Origin of the sequence: Pseudomonas sp. GWSMS-1 (assembly GCF_049847425.1) — a bacterium.
Classification (GTDB): Bacteria; Pseudomonadota; Gammaproteobacteria; order Pseudomonadales; family Pseudomonadaceae; genus Aquipseudomonas.
This window is the reverse complement of sequence record NZ_JBMHHV010000005.1, coordinates 487,328-506,903: the sequence shown is the minus strand read 5'-3', so window position 1 is coordinate 506,903 and position 19,576 is coordinate 487,328. Positions and strand designations below refer to the sequence as shown.

The window sequence follows — 19,576 nt, the reverse complement described above, 5'->3', positions numbered from 1 at the left end:
GCTAGTGTACTTCTTCTGCACCTCTAGCACCCATAGGTGCAGCCGTTGGCAGTCTGTAGTGGTTTACCAGCATGGTCTGCCTATCGTTTCGGGCTGGTGAGCCTGAGGCGGATTCGGCAATGGCTTGAGAAAAATATTCGCCATGAGCGAATTTTTCTTGCGTTAAGCGAAGTCCTCATCTACTATTTGCTTGCGGTTGATGATTTGGCTCGATTGTTGTTGGCAGCTATTGACGCTGTCGTGGAGGATTTAAACCCTCTGTCCCCCGTGCCTGCGCGGATCGGTGCCCTCGGGTACCACGTTCCCCGTCAGGGCTGTGCGTCGTCGAGATCGACGCACAGTGGCTCTTAGGGGGGGGAAAGGCGCTGTTCGTACATCATCACTTTGTACCTTAGGTTGTATCGAGACGGATTTGGAGTGGTTCCAGATCTGACAACCGTAAATAAGGAGTTTGTATGCAAAGTGAAAAAGAAACCGCTGAACAGCGTTTGGCTAAACGTAAAAAACCTTTGAAAGGTCTTGATCTCGCAATGCTTCTTGTCAGGCTGATTGATATTGGCCTGAGGCTGGTAGAGAAGTTTTCCGGTGATGGCGGCGGAGGTTGATTTAGCATACCCCCCTTTTAATCCACTATCTGTAGGTGGTTATCATGCTTTCTAAAGCGCTCTTGTTACTCAGAAAATATCACGATCTTACTCAGTCTCAGCTCTCATCTGAACTGGGAGTTTCTAATTCTTACTTGTCGGAAATTGAGTCTGGCAAAAAACAGCCCTCTCTAGAAGTTCTGGGTAAATATAGCGATTATTTTGAGATTCCGTTGTCATCTATAATTTTCTTTTCAGAGCATGTTGACGATAAGAAGATTACAGAAAAGGCAAGGCTCGGATTCGCAGGGTCTATTTTGTCTATGCTGGAATGGAATCTCACAAGACATGAAAAAAAGAAAAAGCTTACTGCATAAGAAAGCTATTCCTGTCGATCAGTGTGCCTTGTATAAAGTAAGGTCAAAGCGCCGCTTATGTCAGATTTTGAACGTCCCCATCGCCTCCCTGAAAGGGCTCATGGATGATGAGCAAAACTATCATATTGTTGAGATCGAAGAGTTTGTAAATGAGTTAACTGGGCAGAGGCGGAGGGCTAGGACTGCTAGCGTCCCCAACTTCTGGTTAAAGCGACTTCACTCTAGAGTGCATGGATTGTTGTCTGCTATTGCTCCGCCTGACTATGCGCATGGGTCTATAAGGAGTCGTTCGTACATAACTAATGCGTTGGTTCATGTTAAGTCGAAAGAAGTGCTTACCATGGATTTGAGCGACTTTTTTCGATCTGTGAGAAGACATCATGTTTATTTCTTCTTTAAAGACAAAATGTGTTGCTCTCCCGACGTGGCAGGTGTGTTGAGTAACCTGCTGACCTATCAGGGGGCATTGCCAGTGGGTAGCCCTGTTAGCGCTTCACTTGCAATGTGGGTTTGCCATGATATGTTTGAGCGGTTGAGTAAGCTCGCGTCGGAGTTTCAGCTCAAATTCTCTACCTTTGTAGATGATCTAACGTTCTCAGGTGATCTAATCCCGAGTGGATATCCGCTGTTGGTGGAGCGTGCTTGCGTTAAATCTGGGTTGTCAGTACGTGAAGATAAAACGGTTTTGTATAGGAATGGTATGGCCGCTTCAGTTACTGGAGTAATAATTCATGGGGGTGTTATTAAGGCCCCACACTCACGTTATCAAAAACTTAGAAAATTGTCCGCTGTACTTAGCCAGCAAGGGGTCCACGCAGTTGTTAATGGGAAATTTGCGAAATATTCGTTCTTAGGTGGGCGAAACGAGGCGGGGCTATTGAGGAGAATAAGTCGCGCTCAGCATTCTGTCGCTACGGATTAAATTGCTCCTGATGTCGTATCTGGGGGCAAGGTGGTGAACCTCTCCTACCGTCATTCTTCATCAAAATTGTCGCTGTCCAGCTTTGCTAGCTAGAGTGTCCCTGCACTCGATAGACAGATAAATAGGATTCTCGCGATATTCCTTGCGAAGAATCCTAAATAGTCTGATTTTCCGATAGCGAAGAAATTTCAGGCCTAGTGAGCCCGGAAGGCTACATAGCCAGGAAGTCGTTTTCAGATAGTTATCCAAGATTTCTCGATCTGTGAAGACCAGTCTAAGAAGGCGAATTTGCTGTTGACTAACGCCAGGCGCAATGAGTAGGCGGTGCGGGTTTAAGTCAAGACAAATTCCACGCTTAATTGGAGTGAATGTATAGTTGCTTGGTTTAAATGCCGGTTGGCCATACCAGCCGATAACTAAGTCTACCCCGCGATCAATGCAGGGGTTCATGTTCATATCAGTATTGAGGTCCCATACATTCATCCCGCCGTCAGCGTTGAGAGGGTCATCGCTGATCGGTCGAAAATTGCGATCACGAACAATGCTGAGAGCTTTCTCTATAGATGTCGTATGACGGTAAATCGCTGTAGGGGAGGGCAATAGATTAAAGGCCACGATTTAAATTACACTCCTGAACGAAAAGGGAACGGATTTATTTTCTCCCCAGTCATTCCTCATCGAAGTAGTCGCTATCCAATTTCGGTAGTTTAAGCAGGCGTGACGTTACGCCAACCTCGTGATCCATCATCAGGTTGACCAGTCGACTGCCATCAACCAGCACCATGCCTTCTACAGAGCGAGCAAAGTCGATTGCCTGTGCTGTGAAACCTGAGGTGGTGATAAATACGCCACGCTTGGCCTTCTGCCCTGCGAGTGCGCCGTAGAAAGCCTGTAACTCTGGTCGGCCAACCGTGCCCTGCCAGCGTTTGGCTTGGACGTAGACCTTTTCCAGACCGAGCTTGTCGAGAGAGATAACCCCGTCGATACCACCATCGCCGCTGCCGCCGACGCGTTGCAGGTCGTTGCGACTAGCGCCGTAGCCAAGGCTGTGCAGCACATCCAGCACGATGACTTCAAAGCGGTTGGGGCTGACTTGCAGAAGGTTATCTAGTAGGTCTGCAGCCGTTGCCTCGCGTAGCTCACGTAGAGCCTGTTCCAGGCGGTCGTCAGGGCTAACAGTGGCTGAGCTGAGCGCCGGTGCAGGTTGCTCTTGCCCATCAAGGGGGATGGCGTCGGTCGGGCTCTTGAGTTTCACGTCCATAAAGCCGATGGCGAGCTGTTCGACCTTATCCGCAGCCAGAGGGGCAGCATGCTGGGCAGCATAGGTAATGCCTGCGTCAGTCAGCTTCCAATAGCCACGCTTTGCGCTACTGGATAGGCCGGCACGCTTGAGGCGGTCATGGGCCCAGCCTGCACGGTTTTTGTAGGTGGCCTGGCCGCTGGCAATCAGTTCTTGGCGCTGTGCTTCCGATAGGTTCAGTGCATCGGCGGCGGCCTCATGGGCGTCACGTGCTGTCGCGCCTTCGGGCGTGGCGGCTAGGTAGCGCAGGATCGGCTCAATAAACTGGTCGTAGGTAGGGACGGACATTGCGACTCCAGGCGCAGGGTGAATATGTCGTTAGGATTGGTCTGCAGTCACAGGCTCGGCTCGACTAAGCGCCCAAGGTCATCGGCACGCTGCTTGGTCATATCCAGAAAGCACGAGGCGCTGTTTATGCGGTCGATGCTGCCGCCCGTGAGGCTGCCGAGTAGGGCGCAGTCGGCATCGCGGAATTTGATCCATAGCCGCTGGGCGTCGCGCAGTTGTGTTTGTTGCGCGGGTGTTAGCGCTTGCATGGCAGCTTTGTAGTTTTGGTTCAGGCGGGCGTCTTGCTGTTCTGTCTCGCTGCCCATGCAATCGAGCATATTCATCGTCACACCGCCGGACTCATCCATGCAGGCGCTGTAGGTGGTGCTGTAGCCATCGTCCGCCGCGTGTGCGCCAGCGCTGAGCGTGGTAACGGCAATCGCCAGTAGCCAGTTTTTGCTTGAGTGCATGATGAGCGTCCTGCGTATCAGTGGATGAGGGTTAAAGGCTCTGCATGGTTCTGCACTTGGGGAATGCCGAGCATCCCCAAAACTGCTGCCCTACTTTTGCTCCCGATTTCACGGTGCGGATCAGTAGGGCGCTGCCGCATTTCGGGCATTGCCGTTCGGCTGTCGGATCGCTACGGCGTTTCAGGTTTTGCACATGCTCGCGGTGGGTGGCGAGCGTCGGTGCGCGGCGGCCGGATTGCAGGGCCTGCAACATGGCGTCGACTTCAGCTTCGCTGAATAGCGGCTGCTGGAATGACTTGATATAGCGGATAAAGCCGATGCCCTGGGTCACGTTGGCCGGCATTTCGGTTTTGAAGGTGCTGCCGCCGATAAAGGTGATGACCGAGTGCAGGTGCTCGGGATTAACGCCAAGGGTAGCTTCCAGTGCTTTGAGGTGCTTGTAGTTCTGCCTCAAAGGGTTCTGGAATTTGAAGGTGCGTTTGTAGAGCTTCTGCGTCCACTGCGCCTGCTTTTCGCTGCCGAAGATCCAACCGCTCATGTTCTTCGTTTCCAGTACGAAGATGCCGTAGGGCGAGATAAATACGTGGTCGATCTGGGTGGTGCCGTCAGGCGTGTTCAGGGTGACGTTGTGCAGGCGGCGGTAGGTCTGCTTATCCAGCTGCCAATGGGCAAACAGCCGCACCAGGAGTTCGCCGATATGGCCCTTGGCCCAGGGCGACTTGAGTAGGCCGATTAGCAGGGCCGCTGGGATGAACCAGGCCAGCATGCCCCAGACCTGAGCGACGATGGGGGAGAAGTCCATTTCCTGTCCTTGGTAATCCTGAGTTAACCGAATAGTACCGAAACTAAGCGCAAATGGACGAACGTATTCAATGGCGACAATCGGCTCATTGCGTGAGCCGAATATTCCGGCTATTCGGCTCACTCGCCTCTAGGCATCCTTTCAGGCTTGAGTTTCAGGCGCCGCGTTGATTTTTGCTGAGGTCGGCATAGTCGGTGTCGCTGCAGGCTTGGCTTTTCGCCTGATTCATCGCCTTGGCTCGCTCAGCCACTTGCCGTGCGCGCGCGATATAGTCGGTATCGCAGGTTCCTTCCGCTTCGGCCAGAAACACCTCTATATCCTCATCATCGGTCAGGTATTTGGCAGGGTCATAGGGTGTCAGCAGCTCGCTGCTCATGGCGGTACTCCTCGCTTGTCCAGATTTTCGCGTCGCGAAAATGAGGGTGTGACTTCATGGTCATGATTTTTTCGCGTGGCGAAAATCCGCAGCGGGTGATGACCTTTACCTGATTTGGAACTCACCGAGGCTGTGAGCGGTACGTCCACTGTCCATGGACTGAGGACGGCTACCCGTGCGGCTAGTCACGCCAGTATGTCACGGGTAAGGAATTTGATTTTTTACTCACAACCCTAAGAACGTGGGTAAAAAACTGGAAAATCTACCCACGTACTGCAGGCGGCAGATTGTTTATGGCATCGCAAGGCGGCGTAGTTGAGCGCAGCCTTGCGATGACGTATTGCTCAGTGCTGCTCGTCCATTTGCTGTAGGCGATTCAGCACCTCTTCGCGAGATCGTGGGTAGTAGATCCAGTTTCTGAACTTGGGGTTGTACTCGCCGCCCAGCTCGTTACGCCAGGACTTAAGCAGCTCAGCGATCTGCGGGTTGAATGACCAGGAGCCCACTGCAACTGAGCCTGTAGGTAGTATCCGGGCGAACATCCACATGCCCTTGATCTTATAGCTATGCACGATGCATTGGACTTGAGATTCCGCTGCAGGGGGCTTGGCCGGAATGGATTGCCAATCGGTTGCTGGTAGCAATGGCATTGGTGGCGGTTCGGGGTAGATCCACGATTTGTTATGCGTCTGCTTGAGGATATGGGCTGTGGCCTCTTCCGAGGGAATAGGCAACTTGCTGTAGAGCAGTTCGCTGAGGTCTATTTCGACAGTATTTATGCCAACGGTTTTGATCCGCTCCAGCTTTTCCTCGCCAATAAACGAGGTGACTGCGATTTCAATGAATAGCTGGCTGCCGTCTCTAAGGTGAGCGACCAGGTCTGGTTGGAATCCCGGCTGCGGGACTTCCTCATCCACCCGTTCGAAATCCCACCAGCTGGTTTGATCTTCGCTCTCCGGCCAAGTGCCTGGCATTGGCGGCAGTTGAAGGCCGAGGTGATTGCGGATGACTTGCTTGGCGTAAAGGTGCAGCAGGCTTTCGCGCTGGATGGAGCAGCTTTCCTTGTTTGAGTGATGGGAGAAGTGATGCTCACGAATCAGACCTTTGCGAGCGACTACCGGCTCACCGCAACATATGCAGGTGCAATTACAGGCCAGCCCGCGCAGGGCGGTTTTAATGGTGATTAGTTGGCCGTTTGGGTCGAGTGCAACGAACATGCTCATGGGCTAAGCCTCTGGTGTTAAGACGGCTTCAAGAGTCATGATTCGAGCAGGTTAAAACCTCCCCCGAACCCTGCATAAAGGGTTCGGGAGGGTTCATGGAGATGCTTGGGCCCCTTTATTTACGTGGCCTCTGGAGGGATTGTGCTGGAAGTGATGCGTTGTCTGGATGAAGAGCTGCGGCAGTCGCCTGCCCCCGATGTAAAGGCCTACAAGGTGATCCGGGTTTTGCTGGATGCCAGTATTAACGCCCTGGAAAAGGGGAACCATGACCCACAGACTTTTGATCGCGCGACCTTACTGGAAATCTGCGATCCGAAGGTGAAGGCAGCCGGCCGCGATCCTGCGCGCTGGCTATCAACCTCCACGCTGGAAACATTCCTGGACGCTCGAATGAACTCGATTCGGCGGCGTGCGGAGCAAATGGGTTTGAAGCATTTGCCGGTGATTGCCAGCAGTGAAGCGAAGGGCGGAGCAGGCAATCAGCGGATCTATTGGCTCGCAACTCGGCCGGTAGAAGCCAGTGATGGCGGCTCGTTGGTAGGGCAGGCGCATCGGCAGATCATCTACACCAGGACGGAAAACGGCGAAGTTAAGCCGGCATTATTCTTAAGGCTGTTTTTTCGCAAAGGGGTTCTGGAGAACCGAAGTTGGCGCGGTGTGTTGATGCTAAGCGCTGTACTGCTTGGTATGGGGTTCCTATTGCTTTGGGTTTTGGCATCGATATGGAGCCTCTCCGCTCTTGACCAGGCGCTCACGCTTCGCCAGCTGACAAGCAGTGCTCTCGTGGCCTTTATGGCTTGGTTCATGTGGCGCCACGTGCATCAGCCTTGGTTTCAGCTGGTAGACAATCGAGTCGTGAAGGCACCGGCTCCTTTGCTTTCACTAAAGGAGGATTCTGCCGAACTCGAAATGTACCGTGATGACGCGAAGAGACCTTGGACAAGGTTCGTGCGTTTCTCAAGCGACTGCCCATTCTGTGGCGGCCGGATTTTGCTGGCGGATGGTAAGCCCGATCACCAGATGCCGCTTGTAGGCCGATGTGGTGAAAGCCCGCATGCGCATGTGTTTAGCTTTGACCGGGCTAGGTTGTCGGGGGTGTATATCGGCCCGAGGCTTCAGGCTTAGATTTTCGCGTGGCGAAAACAACGTGGTGACTCGGAGGTCATATTTTTTCGCGTGGCGAAAATCCGAAATACGTGATGACTTCTACCTGATTTGGAACTCACCCATGATAGGAGCGGTACGTCCACTGCCCATAGACTGAGGCTGGCTACCTGGCCGAAGAGACTGGCTTCCGCCCGGAGTTGATCATCACGTTTTAGTTGCGCCTTAGCTGACCAGGCGAGCCGTTTGCGGGTCATACGCAAAATCGGTAATCGACCCATCCCGAATGCGCTCAACTGCTTCGTCGATCACATGTAGCGGCACGAGAAACCATTCCCTTGGTTTAACCGGATGGCCGAAGCGGTCTTCGATGGTCAAGTCCAGCTGCGCTGCGCCGAACAGGCGGTGGAAGATGTTTTCCAGCCTGGTGCGGTTCAGGTTGTGCAGCTTGTAAGTAGCGACCACCTCCACATCAGCCAGCAGGTAGGTGGCGTCTTTGTCTGCGCCTGCGATACGGGTTTCTACTCGGCCTCCGGTTACGCCGATCTTGTGGATCAGATCGCGGTGCTCGGCTACGAAGGGGTGGCTGGACTGGCTGCGCAGCACATAGATAGTGCCGCTTTCTATGTCGTCCGGCTCGGCGATGTCGCTGAACAGTGGGCCTGAGTCGACCTTGATCAGCCGAGATCCGGCGCGCCCCTCACTGTCCTTATAAAGCGCCCGCTGCAGGGATCGTAGCAATAGATCGCTTTCCGTCTCATTGGAGTAGATGACGCGCAAACGTCCATTGGTCTCCGCATTCGGCGTTTTGTAGGTGTCCCCGACTTCTGCGACGTAGGCAATGAGTCCGCTCAGAATAAAGAAGTCTCCGGCCTCAATACTGGCGTTCTTGCCAAAAGGCTTGGTCACCCAGCGTTTTTGCTTGAGGCCTTCTTCCACTTCATCAAACAGCGGCTTGAACTTCTCGAAGTCTTTACATGGGTTCCGAGCGGCCATCTCTTCTGCCGCCTTGATTGCCGCGCTGGAACGCACATGCCGTAGTACCGTGATGTCGTCCTGATCGATGGACTCACTGCCGATGCCCAGCTCGGCGAGCAAGGCGTCCTCATCCAGGTCATCCACATTAGTCGTGGTGACAGCAGTGCCTGACAGTAGGCCGTGACTATCGAGGCCGGCCAGAAGAGTTTGCGCCTCAGGCAGCTTGCGCAGTTGATCCAGGCGCACGGCATACAAGCGCTCGAAGATGTCGCGGTCTTCGCCATGCAGTGGGGCGCGGCCGTGGGTCTGATAGAAGCGCTGAATATCCTCGAAGCCAGCGATGATGCGCTCTTCGCGAGGAGTTCGAGTGGCTGTCTTGAGCGTGGGGACTTCTATCCCCAGCGCATCCAGCAGGTCGTCATCATTCATATCAGCCATTGGCGGATTCCCCCTGCGCCGCTTTGGCCTGGGCGCGGTAGCGTGCCAATGCGGCTACGCCTTCAGCCATGCGCTTTTCCCAGGCATCGGCGGAGTTGATATCGGGCAGGCGGCCGCGCTCGTTCTTGAACTGCAGAGCACGTCTGGCTAGCTCTCGCGCCTCATCTTCGGGGATGCTCACCTTCTTGGCCGCAATGCTTGCCTGCACCTGGCGCAGAGACTTTTCATCCATTGCCTTCGCCAGTACCGCATAGGCGGCATCGAAGGGGTTGATGCGGTCGATCAGGTCAATATCCAGCTCGCGCACGTTTACGAACTTGCGCACGCCATCCAGCAGTGCCGTGCTGCCCTGTACGTTGTCGCTACCGTTAGCATCGACCTGCGCCAGAGCCAGCTTGGCCTGCTGGGTAATGTTCATTGCGGCGATGGCGTGCTGGCGAATGGCTTCCTGGTCAATGTCGCTCAAGTCGGGGTAACGCTCGCGCACGATCTTGCCCATGCGCAGTTGGGTTAGCTCTTCCGGCAAGGTGTTTTCCTTGTCGAACAGGCCGCGCTCCAGCACGGTTTTGTCCTGCAGGAAGCTGGTTACCACCTCGTTCAAATCTTCTTTGCAGATGCGTGTGGCTTCTGTGCTCTGCGGTGTGGTCAGGCCATTAATCTCGACATGGAATTGGCCTGTGGTTTCATTTACACCCAGGTTGGTGCCACCCGTTTGATACCCCTCCGGCCCGTAATTGAAGCCTTCTTTCGGCCCGGTATCTTTCGGAGTGAACTCATAACGCGGGGCTAGCACCTGTTCCATCAGCAGGCTGGCGGAAATGGCCTTGAGCATATCGTTCACTGCTTCGGCTACAGCTGCTTGATCGGCCATAGGTTCGGCGATCAGGTTGGTGAAGCGCGAGCGTTCCTTGCCCTCGGCGTCGCGAGTGGCACGGCCAATGATCTGCACGATTTCGGTCAGGCTCGAACGGTAGCCGATGGTCAGCGCATGCTCGCACCAGATCCAGTCAAAGCCTTCCTTCGCCATACCCAGCGCGATGATCACATCCACGTTGTCGCGGTTGTTCTTCTGCGCCGGGTCTTTCAAAGCGCCGAGCACTTTGGAGCGTTTGCCTGGGTCGCTATCATCCACCAGGTCGGCCACTCTCAGCGTGCGTCCGTCCTTGGCTTTGATCAGGTGAAAGCCGGTGACCGGGTCGACACCCTGCCAATCACCCAGCGCGCTCATGATCTCGTTGACCTCGCGCTCCTTGTCCTTGAGGCTCTCGCGGGCATTTACGTTTGGAATGTGGACGATGGTTTTCAGCGCAGGGTCCAGCACCTTAGCGACCGCATCCACGTACCTTCCGGTGTAGAAGAAGTAGCCAATATCCAGAGACTTGAGCCAGCGATAGCCGTTGAGCTGTTCGTAGTAGGTGTACGTCACGGTTTCAAACTTGTTCTCTTCCGAAGGGGCCAGCACGGCCTCGCTGTCACCACGGAAGTAGGAGCCGGTCATGGCAACTAGGTGCACCTTGTCGCGATTGATAAACGCGCTCAGTTGGCTGCCCAGTTTGTTGTCTGGGTTGGCGGAAACGTGGTGGAACTCATCGATGGCAATCAGGCGGTTGTCGAATGCGTCGATGCCCAACTCTTCCACGGCAAAGCGGAAGGTGGCATGGGTGCAGACCAACACCTTGTCGGCGCTATTCAGGAAGGCGCGGACGGCATCTACCTTGGACTTGGCCACACGCGGCTCATCAATGCCAGGGGCATTACACAGGTTCCACTGTGGGGCCACCTGCCAGTCCCAGTAGAAGCCGTGCTGGCTCAGCGGCTCATCGGCAAAGCTGCCGCCAATGGAGCGCTCGGGCACTACGACGATGGCCTGCTGCAGGCCCTGGTTATTCAGCTTGTCCAGGGCGATAAACATCAGGGCGCGAGACTTGCCCGAGGCAGGGGGCGATTTGATCAGCAAATACTGTTCGCCGCGCTTAGCAAAGGCCCGTTCCTGCATGGTACGCATGCCCAGCTCATTGGCTTTGCTGGAAGCTCCGGTGTGCGCCGTGGCAATGGATACCGATGGAACTGTGTAAGCGTTGGTCGGATTGGTTGTTGTATTCATGGCATCCTTAGTCGGGCTACAAGGTGTTTGATATAGGTAATCAAAACCGCATCAAAACTTTGCGGGCCTTAGTGCTTCCAGTAACCTGTTGTTTCATATTGAATTTATTGCCTTTCGGCCGAAAAGATTCATCTGCGGATTAGCAAAATCAAAATCCGATCAAAACTTTCTGCATGGACTCATAACCGCACATAACGGCTCATAACGGCTCATAACGGCTCATTTTCTGTCGGGGTATAAAAGGCCCCGCGTCGCTCCCCATGCTGCGCCAACTTACCTGCCTCCTTTAAGCGCTGCAAAAGTTTGGCGGCCTGATCCGTGCTCAACTGACACAGCGCGATAACATCACGGCGCCGAACGCGGCCATGATGTCGTGCATGGTTCAAGACCCGAAGCTCATGATCCAGGCTAGTGAATCCGGCCTGTAGGGTGTATGCAACTTCCCCACCCTGCGCCCGATAGACTGAAGCCGACAAGGTATAGCTGCGATTACGCGCACTACCGTGGGGTTGAGCCAGCCCCGCTTCCACCAGTTGTTCTACGGTGCGGCGCGCACGGCCTGTGTCGCTGTGGATATGTCGCGCAAGCTCCTCGATGTTCAGGCGTCGCTGTTCACGCAAGGCAGCCATTACGATCAGGCTATCGATGGGTAGGGATTTCCCACTTTGTCGGTTTTCCTGCTCAACCACCAGTTGCAAGAAAACCTCGTCTGCATCCACGGTTGCGAGTTGAAGTACCACATTGTTGGCGTCGGTGCGGCTGTAGTCCGGTTCCGGACGGCCAAAACGCAGCATTCCTCGGTAAATTTTGTCCACGCCACGGCCTGAGCGTTCGACTATGCCGATGCGCTTCATGGCATCGGCCAGTGCCGGATTACGAGGTCTGGGCTCGGTCGTTAGCAGGTTGTTCAGTGTTACCCCCTCCACCAGACCACCTGGATTGCTGACTGTCAGTCCCTGGTCATCCAGCCGAACGTGTACAGCGCCAAGGCGGTGATAATCCCTATGTACCAGCGCGTTGGCCACGCCTTCACGGAAGGCACCCAGATCGACCTTGGGCACAGGTACTCGGAAAAGTCCGATTTGGATCTCTTTCTCCGGGTTATAAGGACGGAAGTTGGTTTCCAGCCATTCCAATGCCTTCAGTAGGGGATAGCGCCGAAACTCATTGAACGTTACCGTCTCACGCGCCAGTACCTGAAAGGCAAATTCATGGGTGGGCAGCAGCTCGCGTAAAGCGCTTTCTCGACCGATCACCAGCAAGCCGCTAAGAGTGGGGACTCGCTCGCCAGCCGGCGTGCGTGTTGTGAAGCCCAGCGCACCGTCCAGAGCCTCATCATCCAGCTCTAGCAGAACACGGTCACCACCGTACTGACGCACTGCCTGACGCAGGCGTTCGCGCTCCAGTGGATCAAAATCAGCCAGTGTGGCGCCTGCAACGGGCTGCGCGGAGGCATCTGCCAGCCCGAAACGGCCAGCTCGACTCAGGCGGTCATGTGGCAACATCGGCACGCATTCAGGAGTGCCATCCTGCTTCAGCCGACGGCGCAGATACACACCTGCGGTGGTCGCCACTTCGGTCGTGGACTTCGGTACGATGATCTTCGCCACGGTTGTGCCCGAAAGTTCCAGCACATTGACCGTCACCGTCAGAGAAGGGGATGTTTTGGCCGCCACGAGTCCCGGCAAGCCTGCCAGACTCTGATGCGCCGGATGCAGGCCGGTGGGTGTGCCGTCATCCTCCACGCCGAGCCAGAGTTCTCCGCCCTCGGTATTGGCCAGGCATACCAGCGCTTCCACCAGATCATCATCGGGTAGACGTTTGCGATCGCTTTTGAACTCAATCGTCAGAGTTTCAGTTAGCGGCAGGCCGGGCCATGTACCGGTATGTTCCGTGCTCATTGAGTTTTCTTCTCTTTGGCTTTTGCACCCGCCTCGGGTTGCTTGGCCGTCATCTTGGTATAGAGGTCAAACAGCTTTTCCAGCCGCTCGGTGTCGTTTCTAAAACGGCGACCAATGTAGATACGCTCCAGCACTTCATCGTTGCGCTCGTGGGCATGGCGCAGGTTGTCCGGCATATTCTCCGGGTCGTACAGGTCGGCAATGGTGGCGGGGAAGTGGGCTTCGCGGGCCAGCAGAATGGCTTCGGCACAGACTGTCAGGTCTGCTTTGTTTTGCTGGGTAAGTAAAGGTAGGGGAAAGCTGTTGTAGCAAACACCAGATGAATAACGGAAGTCGGATTTCATTCTTCCAGCGGTTAGGGCAACCCACGATAGATGCAGTCGTGAGCAAATTACTGAGAGTACATACAGCGGCGCATCGTAAATAGCTTGGGCGGCATCCGAAATGACAATGTCACTTTTCAATAGGCCGACAGGTATGTAGTTTCGCCTTTCAGAGGATACTCGCGGCACAATTATCTGAGTCTTCTGGCCAGTGATAGTGCGCTCGAATCTGTGAGGCGTATCAATGCCGAGCTTTCCGCGTTCACTGCCAGACTTGCGATAATCAACAATTGCGTCAAGACGCCTTTCAACAAAGGGTATTGAATGGGCGAGCTTGGCGTGATTATCCTCAATCCAAAGGCATGATCTCTCAATTCCGTTGATAAACTCCATTGATCCCATAACTTTTCTTACAAGTACCGAGGCTTCTGGATGGGCTTTTAGAAGAGCATCCTTCTCTTCATTTGTAAGCATGAAATTGCCTTTGTCGCGCGGAATGTTGCCTGCGACCATTGGAGGTAGTGTCGAAATGGGGGATGGACTTTTATTGATGATTATATTTGGGCCGCCCACCAAATAGGCGTTTATTCCTTTGACTGTTTGGCACTGGCTGTCGTCATAAATGTGCTTCGGTTTATTGCTTTTCTTTGAGACACCAACAACTATGCAAATAACATTTGCGTTATGAGTTGCATTGTTCGACCAGTAGAAGTCCTTGTGCGCAAAGAAAATCTCTTGCCCTCTTGAGAATATTGGCGGCCAGATAATAGGTACTTGGACGCCTTGGCAAATTGAATTAGTTGAGACAAAAGCAAATGATCCTTCGTGAGCAATATATTCGGATGCCTTCCAAAGCCACCCCGCAATATAGTCCATCGCTTTATGGCTGCTGCTTCCAGCTAGTACGCTTTTTAAGTCAGCTTTCTGCTCATTATTCTGGAATTTGTCGCCTACGTAAGGTGGGTTCCCACAGATATAGGTCTCGCCACCTTCGTTCTCAAAGTCGATTTCTGACTGATTGAGCGGTGTGCCGAATAAATCATCAGCCAGTACCTTCACTCCTGTCCCGGTTGGCGGGCAGATGCTCAACCAATCTAGCCGCAGCGCATTGCCGCAAATAATCCAGTTCTGCGCATCCAATGGTAAAAACTCAGCCAAAGCATCCTGCTGTCCGCGATAAAGCACGTCACATTGAAATTCGGCGATGATAAGCGCCAGGCGGGCAATCTCTGCCGGGAAGTCGCGCAGCTCGATACCACGAAAATTGGTCAGCGGGATTTCCGATTTATTGTGAGCCTCGCCCCGGCGACGATTGATTTCCGCCTCAATCTCGCGCATTTGCTTGTACGCGATAACCAAGAAGTTGCCGGAGCCGCAGGCGGGATCGAACACGCGAATATGTGCCATACGCTTGCGTAGGTTCAGCAGCTTGGCCCTATTGTCTCCAGCCGCCTCCAGTTGCGCACGCAGGTCATCCAGAAAAAGTGGATTCAGCACCTTAAGAATGTTGGGCACGCTGGTGTAATGCATGCCCAGGGCGCCGCGCTCTTCATCATCGGCCACGGCTTGGATCATGCTGCCGAAGATGTCCGGATTGATTTTTTGCCAGTTCAGATTGCCGGCGTGCAGCAGGTAAGTACGCGCCATGCGGGTAAAGCGCGGCACCTCGGTGCTGCCAGAGAACAAACCGCCATTCACATACGGGAATTTGTTGGCCCAGCCAGGCAGGCGCGGTTCTGCACTGGCGCGTTCGGCCAATTTGATGTTCATGGCGCGGAAAATTTCCGACAGCACCTGGTCAGTGTTTGAGCCGTCGCGCTCGCTGTAATGCTCAACTGTTGTGGTAAACAGCCCATCGCCAGTGAAGATGTCGGTGTCTTCAGCAAAAAAACAGAACACTAGCCGAGACATAAAGTGGTTCATGTCATGACGGCGTTCTGCCTTGGCCCAGTCTGGGTTTTCGTTCAGCAGTTCGACGTATAACTTGTTCAGGCGGCTGGTGGCGCGCACGTCGATGGGGTTGTCCTTGATCTCCTTGATGGTGGAGATGCCGGCCAACGGCAGCAGGAAACCGAAATGGTTGGGGAGATCCGGGTAGTCGCAGGTGATGGTTTCACCCGTGACCAGCTCTTCCGCCTCCAATGTTTGCCCATCAGTGGCAAGGATGAACTTGGCTTTGGCTTTTGTGGTGGCCGGGCTGGCACGCAACGCCTTAAGCGTGTCGCCTACTGTGCCGGGCTCGCAGGTGGCGATATGAATATTGCTGCGCAGTAGTACGCCGCCCGGTACGTCCGAGGTGTTGTTGTTGCCGGCGCGCAGACGCTTGAGCGCGGTTTCCTTGTTGCCAAATGCGGCTAGGAAGGTGAACGGAAACTCCGCCGCGTCAAATGGCTCTAGCGCCAGGTCAGAAATAGCGGACTCAATTTCTACTGCATTCATGGTTTACCACTGTCCAGATCGCTGATGCGCGAGGCGGCGATTTTAGCCGCTAAAATTTTGGGTGATGGCTACATGCTGCTCTATCGGCGTTCGTCAGCGTCGATTGCCCAGTTCTGCTCAGCCGTATTGGTTTATCCAGGATGCCACTGGCATGCGACAGCTAAGCGCCCTGAGCCAGTAGCCAAGGACTCACCCCGTACACGATGTTCGGGATGATAAAGGAAGGCGCTTCCGTAATGCGAAAAAGCCAGAGACCTAGGCGTTTGGGAGCTTGGTCCATAACTCTTCGGCAGGCATTGGGTCGCGTTCTTTCCTTGTTCCAACGGTGCTGGTCGTGGTGCTTTTTGTCGCAATGTGTTTTTTCGCGTGGCGAAAATATGGGCATAACCAAAGATTGTCGCGACGCGAAAATGGGGCTGCAGCGGTTTGTGTAGGGGGGAGACTCTACTGTTGCTTGTGCCACAGATCGTAAGCGGCCTGTTCTGCCAGCCAGATACTGGCCATGCCCAGTCCGGCCTGCTCCAGGCATTGAGCAAGACCGGTGCTGATCGGGTTGCAGCCGTTCAGTGCGGCAGCAAGTCGCTCGACAGGATATCCGAGGTGTTTAGCGAATTCTGCTTCGGTCATACCCAAGGCCGGCAGCACGTCTTCGCGTAACGCTTCGCCAGGGTGGGGCGGGTTGTGCATCGGCATTCGCGAACTCCTTTTATGGTCGCAGTCATCGGCGTGGCTGGCCGTCATGCGGTGTTGCTGGGTTTGTCTGTGGCTGAAGACGAGGAGCAAGTTGGGTGCTCATTTTTGCCTCTCGATGCTTGCTGGAACTGTACGCCCCCGCTGGCTGGTCGACTCGTAGAGGCGTCTTTTCAGGGTTTCAAAGGATCTCCTTTGGCGCGGGAATGTATACATTCCATGACGTGCCTATTGATAAAAAGGCTCTTGTTCCTTCTTTGTGCATTTGTGTGACTCTTGTGGGGCTTATGTAGGGCTTATGGAAGCTTATGTAGGGCTTATGTGTGACTTATGTGTGGCTTTAATATGCAGATGTATGTCTTTTCTGTTCTTTTGTGGTGCTAATGTATGTCTGATATGTAAAAAGTAATCAGGGTTAGGCCATGACAAATCCCCACCTTCGGGCATTACTAGAAAAGCATCGGGCACAACTGGAAACAGGCAAGTATTTCGGTTACAAGCGCGACTATTTCCAACGGAATCTAAAGCAGATTCTGGAGCTGGTAGCAGCAGGTGTGCAGCAAGAAGAAATCCTCGTAGCGTTTGAGCAGGACGGCATGAGAATGAGCAAGCGCTACTTCTCCAACTTGCTTAACGAAGTGCGTCAATACGGCCATCTGTCAGCGCCATTGCGGCAGCAGGTTCCCCAAGTGGAGGGTTGAATGAGTTTTTGGATCACTGTCTACCGGAATCCGGACGAAGAAGAGCGCAACGTGGAAAATATCCTGGCTTCGTGGGAAGGCTCCCTGCACCGTTGGGTCGACGCGTTAGACGACCTGATGAAGGCCGGAAAACTCACGCAGACGCGCTCTGACTATTTCCCGAGCCTTTACAGGGGGCTGGCGCGTGACCTGCTGCCTATCCTGCCAGCGAATAGAAAACCCAGATACTCGATCCACTTCACGCCCGAAATGCTCCAGGAGCGATTCGACCGATGCCCGCCCGATGCTGAGCTAGGCATAATGATTTGGGATATGGGCTGATGCCCACAGCAAGTGAGGTCGCCCCCTACTGATTTGCCCGCAAGTGAAACGCACAGGTCGAATGCAGTGGCATGAGGGCGCGAAGCAGCTCTTGCGCTGTGCCAACGCATAGGCTTGGTATCCGTAGGACGTGCAGCGATTCGGAGTTCGCGACGTCTGGATGAGCGTTTGGGCACCACAAACGCGCTTATCTTGTTTGGCGTCCACCAGCACCGCGCCTGCTTCGCAGTCACTGCACTGATAGCCGCCTCTTATCAGGGGCGAGTGCATGGCTAAAGGGGGGGAGGATTCCCGCTGTGGGGGGCTGCAGATCACCTGTGCTGAGCTATTTGTCGTCCGGCTCATAGGCAGAACACGTCTGCACCGTTCGGTCATCGTCATGGCTGTTATATACCCGTCGACCTAGGGCGCTGCAGAAGGCTGCCAGGACGCCTTCAGGGGGCTGCCCGCCACCTCTGTACCAGATTCCTTGCTGGCAGCTTGTGCAGGGCGTTTCTGGGCGTTCTGAGGTGGGTATTTTGGCTAGCACGGGGTTCATTGGCTCAATTCCTTGGTTTTTCGGCTGCACAGTGGCTACCCAAGTGCGGGCACCTGCTTGGTCATTACCACCTTCTGCCCTGTAAGCGCTCTCCAAAGCATCGACGTTCAGTACTCCAGGGCGTTCGTATGTGGCGTCTCTGAGCTTGGTCGTCCAGCCGTAGCCCTCGCCATTCCAGACCCCTAAGGCACCCGTGTTATGGCGGAGCCAACATAGAACGGCAAACAGTGGCGGCGATGCTGGCGTCCAGTGTGTAGGTCGTTATTGCAGCCTCTCTGCTGGGCTCGCTTTTGGCTGAGGCGCATATCGCTGATCTTTCGGCCGTTAGATTAAAATGATTAATAAGATTAAGGCGTTGCGTTCTCGATCTGGAGGCCAGAAGCGGCGAGGGCTGCAGCGGATTCAGCCTGTGGATAACTTAGCCAACAGTACGGTATTTTCTAGCCAACAGTACGGTAATTCCTAGCCGACAGTACGGTACTGCCTAGCCAACGGTACGGTACTTTGTAGCCAACGGTACGGTATCTATTTTCCGTTCCACTTGGCTTTGGATTGCTTCCTGCCCAAGTGCCGGGATTGGCTGCTGCTTGGTTTTCTCTTGATGTGCAAGTGGCCGCCACAGATCTCGTAGCTGAATGGTTGCTCATGTAGGTTGCTGGCGAGCTGCAAGGCGGCCAGTGCTCTGCGCAGGTTTTGTTCCCGACTGGATGCTGAAGTATCAAGGCTGCCTGCCATCAGCATGATTGTGTCTACTGACATAGGGATCGGTTCGGCGTGGCTAGATAGAAATCCGTGCAGCCACTGTGCAAGCGGCTTGGAGTTCAGGCTTCGACGAATAGACCAGTCAACGAGGGTGAATTCGTTTGGCCCAAACAGCTTGCTTAGCTCGGGGTTAAGGGAGATGACCAGCTCGTGCGTAATCTCGTCCCTGTAGATCGAGTCAACCAGACCTCCGGTGTAGGAATATCGTGTTGCGCTTATCTCAAGTGTGGCTGCGGCGAGGCGAAAAAGCCGCTTGTAGAGCGTTTTCCTGTTGTTGCCGGCGTCGGTCTTGCCTTGTTGTTTCAGAAGCTCGTAGGCACTGGTCTTGAAGGATTTCCCCAACATTTTTCGACGCGCGATATGCAGTAGCGCGATCCAAACATCCAGGTCGCCCTGATCCAATCGCGGCCCGGTATATCGAATCTGTGTCGGGCGTTGGCTATAAATTTCGGCGCGTTGCAAATACGTGTGGCAACTGGATCGGCTGGAGCTAAAGATCGCTGAGCGTAACGTGATATTGGGCACGCCCCTCACGCCATCTGGCCATGTAGTCAGCTGGATCTCAAGCTGTTGGGCATTGCTTTGTTCTACTGGTCGTTTGACCGTGCGATTGGAAAACGATTCTTCCAGTCGTGTCAGTGCGGCCAAGGTCGACACGGGCAGCTCTTAAGCTTCGTCAATAAAGCGTGCGATGCCGGCGACGCGGAAGTAAACGCGGCGACCGATCTTGATCCTGCATGGTTTTAGACTTCGGGCGATTTCATTATCGCCTGACAGGGTGATGCGCAGCCCTTCAGGGCTGCGATGAAGGATTTCTGCTACCTGCGACAGTGAAAGGAGAGGAGAGCCGCCATTGCTGGTCAGGATTAGTTCTTCGGTTGTCATGTTCTTGTACCTACATTGAGTAATGTAGGTGGAACAATACGAATAACTACGTTTAGATTAAGAAGAGTATT

Annotated in this window: 18 protein-coding genes; 6 read left to right on the top strand and 12 right to left on the bottom strand. The window is 54.2% G+C overall.

The window, feature by feature from the left end:
- Positions 1-455: 455 nt before the first annotated feature.
- From ACEPAJ_RS05715 to ACEPAJ_RS05705, 3 genes are read left to right on the top strand one after another with little or no spacing between them, the layout of a single operon-like run.
- Positions 456-605 (top strand): hypothetical protein, encoded by a 150-nt coding sequence (locus ACEPAJ_RS05715; protein ID WP_425914062.1) that lies wholly within the window; start codon positions 456-458, stop codon positions 603-605.
- A gap of 44 nt (positions 606-649) precedes the next feature.
- Positions 650-961 (top strand): helix-turn-helix transcriptional regulator, encoded by a 312-nt coding sequence (locus ACEPAJ_RS05710; RefSeq protein ID WP_425914061.1) that lies wholly within the window; start codon positions 650-652, stop codon positions 959-961.
- Positions 933-1,883, top strand: a complete 951-nt coding sequence (locus ACEPAJ_RS05705) for a reverse transcriptase family protein (RefSeq protein WP_425914060.1) — start codon at positions 933-935, stop codon at positions 1,881-1,883. Before ACEPAJ_RS05710 ends, ACEPAJ_RS05705 begins: the two co-directional genes overlap by 29 nt.
- A 667-nt stretch (positions 1,884-2,550) precedes the next feature.
- On the opposite strand, the gene ACEPAJ_RS05700 is transcribed toward ACEPAJ_RS05705, so the two are convergent.
- The 5 genes from ACEPAJ_RS05700 to ACEPAJ_RS05680 form a co-directional block, all read right to left on the bottom strand.
- The gene (locus ACEPAJ_RS05700; RefSeq protein WP_425914059.1) at positions 2,551-3,471 is read right to left on the bottom strand and encodes a restriction endonuclease; all 921 of its coding nucleotides are present in this window, start codon (positions 3,469-3,471) and stop codon (positions 2,551-2,553) included.
- Positions 3,472-3,518: 47 nt separating this feature from the next.
- Positions 3,519-3,920, bottom strand: a complete 402-nt coding sequence (locus ACEPAJ_RS05695; protein WP_425914057.1) for a lysozyme inhibitor LprI family protein — start codon at positions 3,918-3,920, stop codon at positions 3,519-3,521.
- Between the two features lie 31 nt (positions 3,921-3,951).
- Entirely contained in the window at positions 3,952-4,722 is a 771-nt protein-coding gene (locus ACEPAJ_RS05690; RefSeq protein WP_425914055.1) for an NERD domain-containing protein, read from the bottom strand.
- Between the two features lie 154 nt (positions 4,723-4,876).
- Complete coding sequence (locus tag ACEPAJ_RS05685; RefSeq protein ID WP_425914054.1) at positions 4,877-5,098, bottom strand: hypothetical protein; 222 nt, start codon at positions 5,096-5,098, stop codon at positions 4,877-4,879.
- 344 nt (positions 5,099-5,442) lie between these two features.
- The gene (locus tag ACEPAJ_RS05680; RefSeq protein ID WP_425914053.1) at positions 5,443-6,321 is read right to left on the bottom strand and encodes a competence protein CoiA family protein; all 879 of its coding nucleotides are present in this window, start codon (positions 6,319-6,321) and stop codon (positions 5,443-5,445) included.
- Between the two features lie 141 nt (positions 6,322-6,462).
- Between ACEPAJ_RS05680 and ACEPAJ_RS05675 the strand changes: the two genes are divergently transcribed.
- On the top strand, positions 6,463-7,446 hold the full coding sequence (locus ACEPAJ_RS05675) for a hypothetical protein (protein WP_425914052.1): 984 nt from the start codon (positions 6,463-6,465) through the stop codon (positions 7,444-7,446).
- 204 nt (positions 7,447-7,650) lie between these two features.
- Here the strand turns inward: ACEPAJ_RS05675 and ACEPAJ_RS05670 are convergent, their stop codons facing one another.
- From ACEPAJ_RS05670 to ACEPAJ_RS05650, 5 genes are all read right to left on the bottom strand, one after another.
- The gene (locus ACEPAJ_RS05670) at positions 7,651-8,841 is read right to left on the bottom strand and encodes a GIY-YIG nuclease family protein (protein ID WP_425914051.1); all 1,191 of its coding nucleotides are present in this window, start codon (positions 8,839-8,841) and stop codon (positions 7,651-7,653) included.
- On the bottom strand, positions 8,834-10,945 hold the full coding sequence (locus tag ACEPAJ_RS05665; protein WP_425914050.1) for a DEAD/DEAH box helicase: 2,112 nt from the start codon (positions 10,943-10,945) through the stop codon (positions 8,834-8,836). The genes ACEPAJ_RS05670 and ACEPAJ_RS05665 overlap by 8 nt, the downstream gene beginning before the upstream one ends.
- A gap of 209 nt (positions 10,946-11,154) precedes the next feature.
- Positions 11,155-12,846, bottom strand: a complete 1,692-nt coding sequence (locus ACEPAJ_RS05660) for an ATP-binding protein (RefSeq protein WP_425914048.1) — start codon at positions 12,844-12,846, stop codon at positions 11,155-11,157.
- Positions 12,843-15,608: a class I SAM-dependent DNA methyltransferase gene (locus ACEPAJ_RS05655; protein WP_425914046.1), complete on the bottom strand. Its 2,766-nt coding sequence runs from the start codon at positions 15,606-15,608 to the stop codon at positions 12,843-12,845. Before ACEPAJ_RS05655 ends, ACEPAJ_RS05660 begins: the two co-directional genes overlap by 4 nt.
- 444 nt (positions 15,609-16,052) lie before the next feature.
- Positions 16,053-16,301: a HigA family addiction module antitoxin gene (locus ACEPAJ_RS05650; protein WP_425914044.1), complete on the bottom strand. Its 249-nt coding sequence runs from the start codon at positions 16,299-16,301 to the stop codon at positions 16,053-16,055.
- 419 nt (positions 16,302-16,720) lie between these two features.
- On the opposite strand from ACEPAJ_RS05650, the gene ACEPAJ_RS05645 reads away from it, so the two are divergent.
- Together ACEPAJ_RS05645 and ACEPAJ_RS05640 are read left to right on the top strand one after the other, a co-directional pair.
- The gene (locus tag ACEPAJ_RS05645; protein WP_425914043.1) at positions 16,721-16,999 is read left to right on the top strand and encodes a hypothetical protein; all 279 of its coding nucleotides are present in this window, start codon (positions 16,721-16,723) and stop codon (positions 16,997-16,999) included.
- Positions 17,000-17,320, top strand: a complete 321-nt coding sequence (locus ACEPAJ_RS05640) for a hypothetical protein (protein ID WP_425914041.1) — start codon at positions 17,000-17,002, stop codon at positions 17,318-17,320.
- 1,063 nt (positions 17,321-18,383) lie between these two features.
- On the opposite strand, the gene trfA is transcribed toward ACEPAJ_RS05640, so the two are convergent.
- On the bottom strand, positions 18,384-19,277 hold the full coding sequence (gene trfA / locus ACEPAJ_RS05635; protein WP_425914039.1) for a plasmid replication initiator TrfA: 894 nt from the start codon (positions 19,275-19,277) through the stop codon (positions 18,384-18,386).
- Between the two features lie 9 nt (positions 19,278-19,286).
- Positions 19,287-19,505: a DNA-binding protein gene (locus tag ACEPAJ_RS05630; protein ID WP_425914037.1), complete on the bottom strand. Its 219-nt coding sequence runs from the start codon at positions 19,503-19,505 to the stop codon at positions 19,287-19,289.
- Between the last annotated feature and the right edge of the window lie 71 nt (positions 19,506-19,576).

What these genes read in the sequence shown, in the direction of transcription:
- ACEPAJ_RS05695 (WP_425914057.1), bottom strand. Translation starts at nt 3,920, where the DNA reads ATGCACTCAAGCAAAAACTGGCTACTGGCGATTGCCGTTACCACGCTC.
- ACEPAJ_RS05685 (WP_425914054.1), bottom strand. Translation starts at nt 5,098, where the DNA reads ATGAGCAGCGAGCTGCTGACACCCTATGACCCTGCCAAATACCTGACC.
- ACEPAJ_RS05700 (WP_425914059.1), bottom strand. Translation starts at nt 3,471, where the DNA reads ATGTCCGTCCCTACCTACGACCAGTTTATTGAGCCGATCCTGCGCTAC.
- ACEPAJ_RS05630 (WP_425914037.1), bottom strand. Translation starts at nt 19,505, where the DNA reads ATGACAACCGAAGAACTAATCCTGACCAGCAATGGCGGCTCTCCTCTC.
- ACEPAJ_RS05715 (WP_425914062.1), top strand. Translation starts at nt 456, where the DNA reads ATGCAAAGTGAAAAAGAAACCGCTGAACAGCGTTTGGCTAAACGTAAA.
- ACEPAJ_RS05690 (WP_425914055.1), bottom strand. Translation starts at nt 4,722, where the DNA reads ATGGACTTCTCCCCCATCGTCGCTCAGGTCTGGGGCATGCTGGCCTGG.
- ACEPAJ_RS05670 (WP_425914051.1), bottom strand. Translation starts at nt 8,841, where the DNA reads ATGGCTGATATGAATGATGACGACCTGCTGGATGCGCTGGGGATAGAA.
- ACEPAJ_RS05650 (WP_425914044.1), bottom strand. Translation starts at nt 16,301, where the DNA reads ATGCCGATGCACAACCCGCCCCACCCTGGCGAAGCGTTACGCGAAGAC.
- ACEPAJ_RS05655 (WP_425914046.1), bottom strand. Translation starts at nt 15,608, where the DNA reads ATGAATGCAGTAGAAATTGAGTCCGCTATTTCTGACCTGGCGCTAGAG.
- ACEPAJ_RS05710 (WP_425914061.1), top strand. Translation starts at nt 650, where the DNA reads ATGCTTTCTAAAGCGCTCTTGTTACTCAGAAAATATCACGATCTTACT.
- ACEPAJ_RS05660 (WP_425914048.1), bottom strand. Translation starts at nt 12,846, where the DNA reads ATGAGCACGGAACATACCGGTACATGGCCCGGCCTGCCGCTAACTGAA.
- ACEPAJ_RS05705 (WP_425914060.1), top strand. Translation starts at nt 933, where the DNA reads ATGAAAAAAAGAAAAAGCTTACTGCATAAGAAAGCTATTCCTGTCGAT.
- ACEPAJ_RS05640 (WP_425914041.1), top strand. Translation starts at nt 17,000, where the DNA reads ATGAGTTTTTGGATCACTGTCTACCGGAATCCGGACGAAGAAGAGCGC.
- ACEPAJ_RS05645 (WP_425914043.1), top strand. Translation starts at nt 16,721, where the DNA reads ATGACAAATCCCCACCTTCGGGCATTACTAGAAAAGCATCGGGCACAA.
- ACEPAJ_RS05665 (WP_425914050.1), bottom strand. Translation starts at nt 10,945, where the DNA reads ATGAATACAACAACCAATCCGACCAACGCTTACACAGTTCCATCGGTA.
- ACEPAJ_RS05680 (WP_425914053.1), bottom strand. Translation starts at nt 6,321, where the DNA reads ATGAGCATGTTCGTTGCACTCGACCCAAACGGCCAACTAATCACCATT.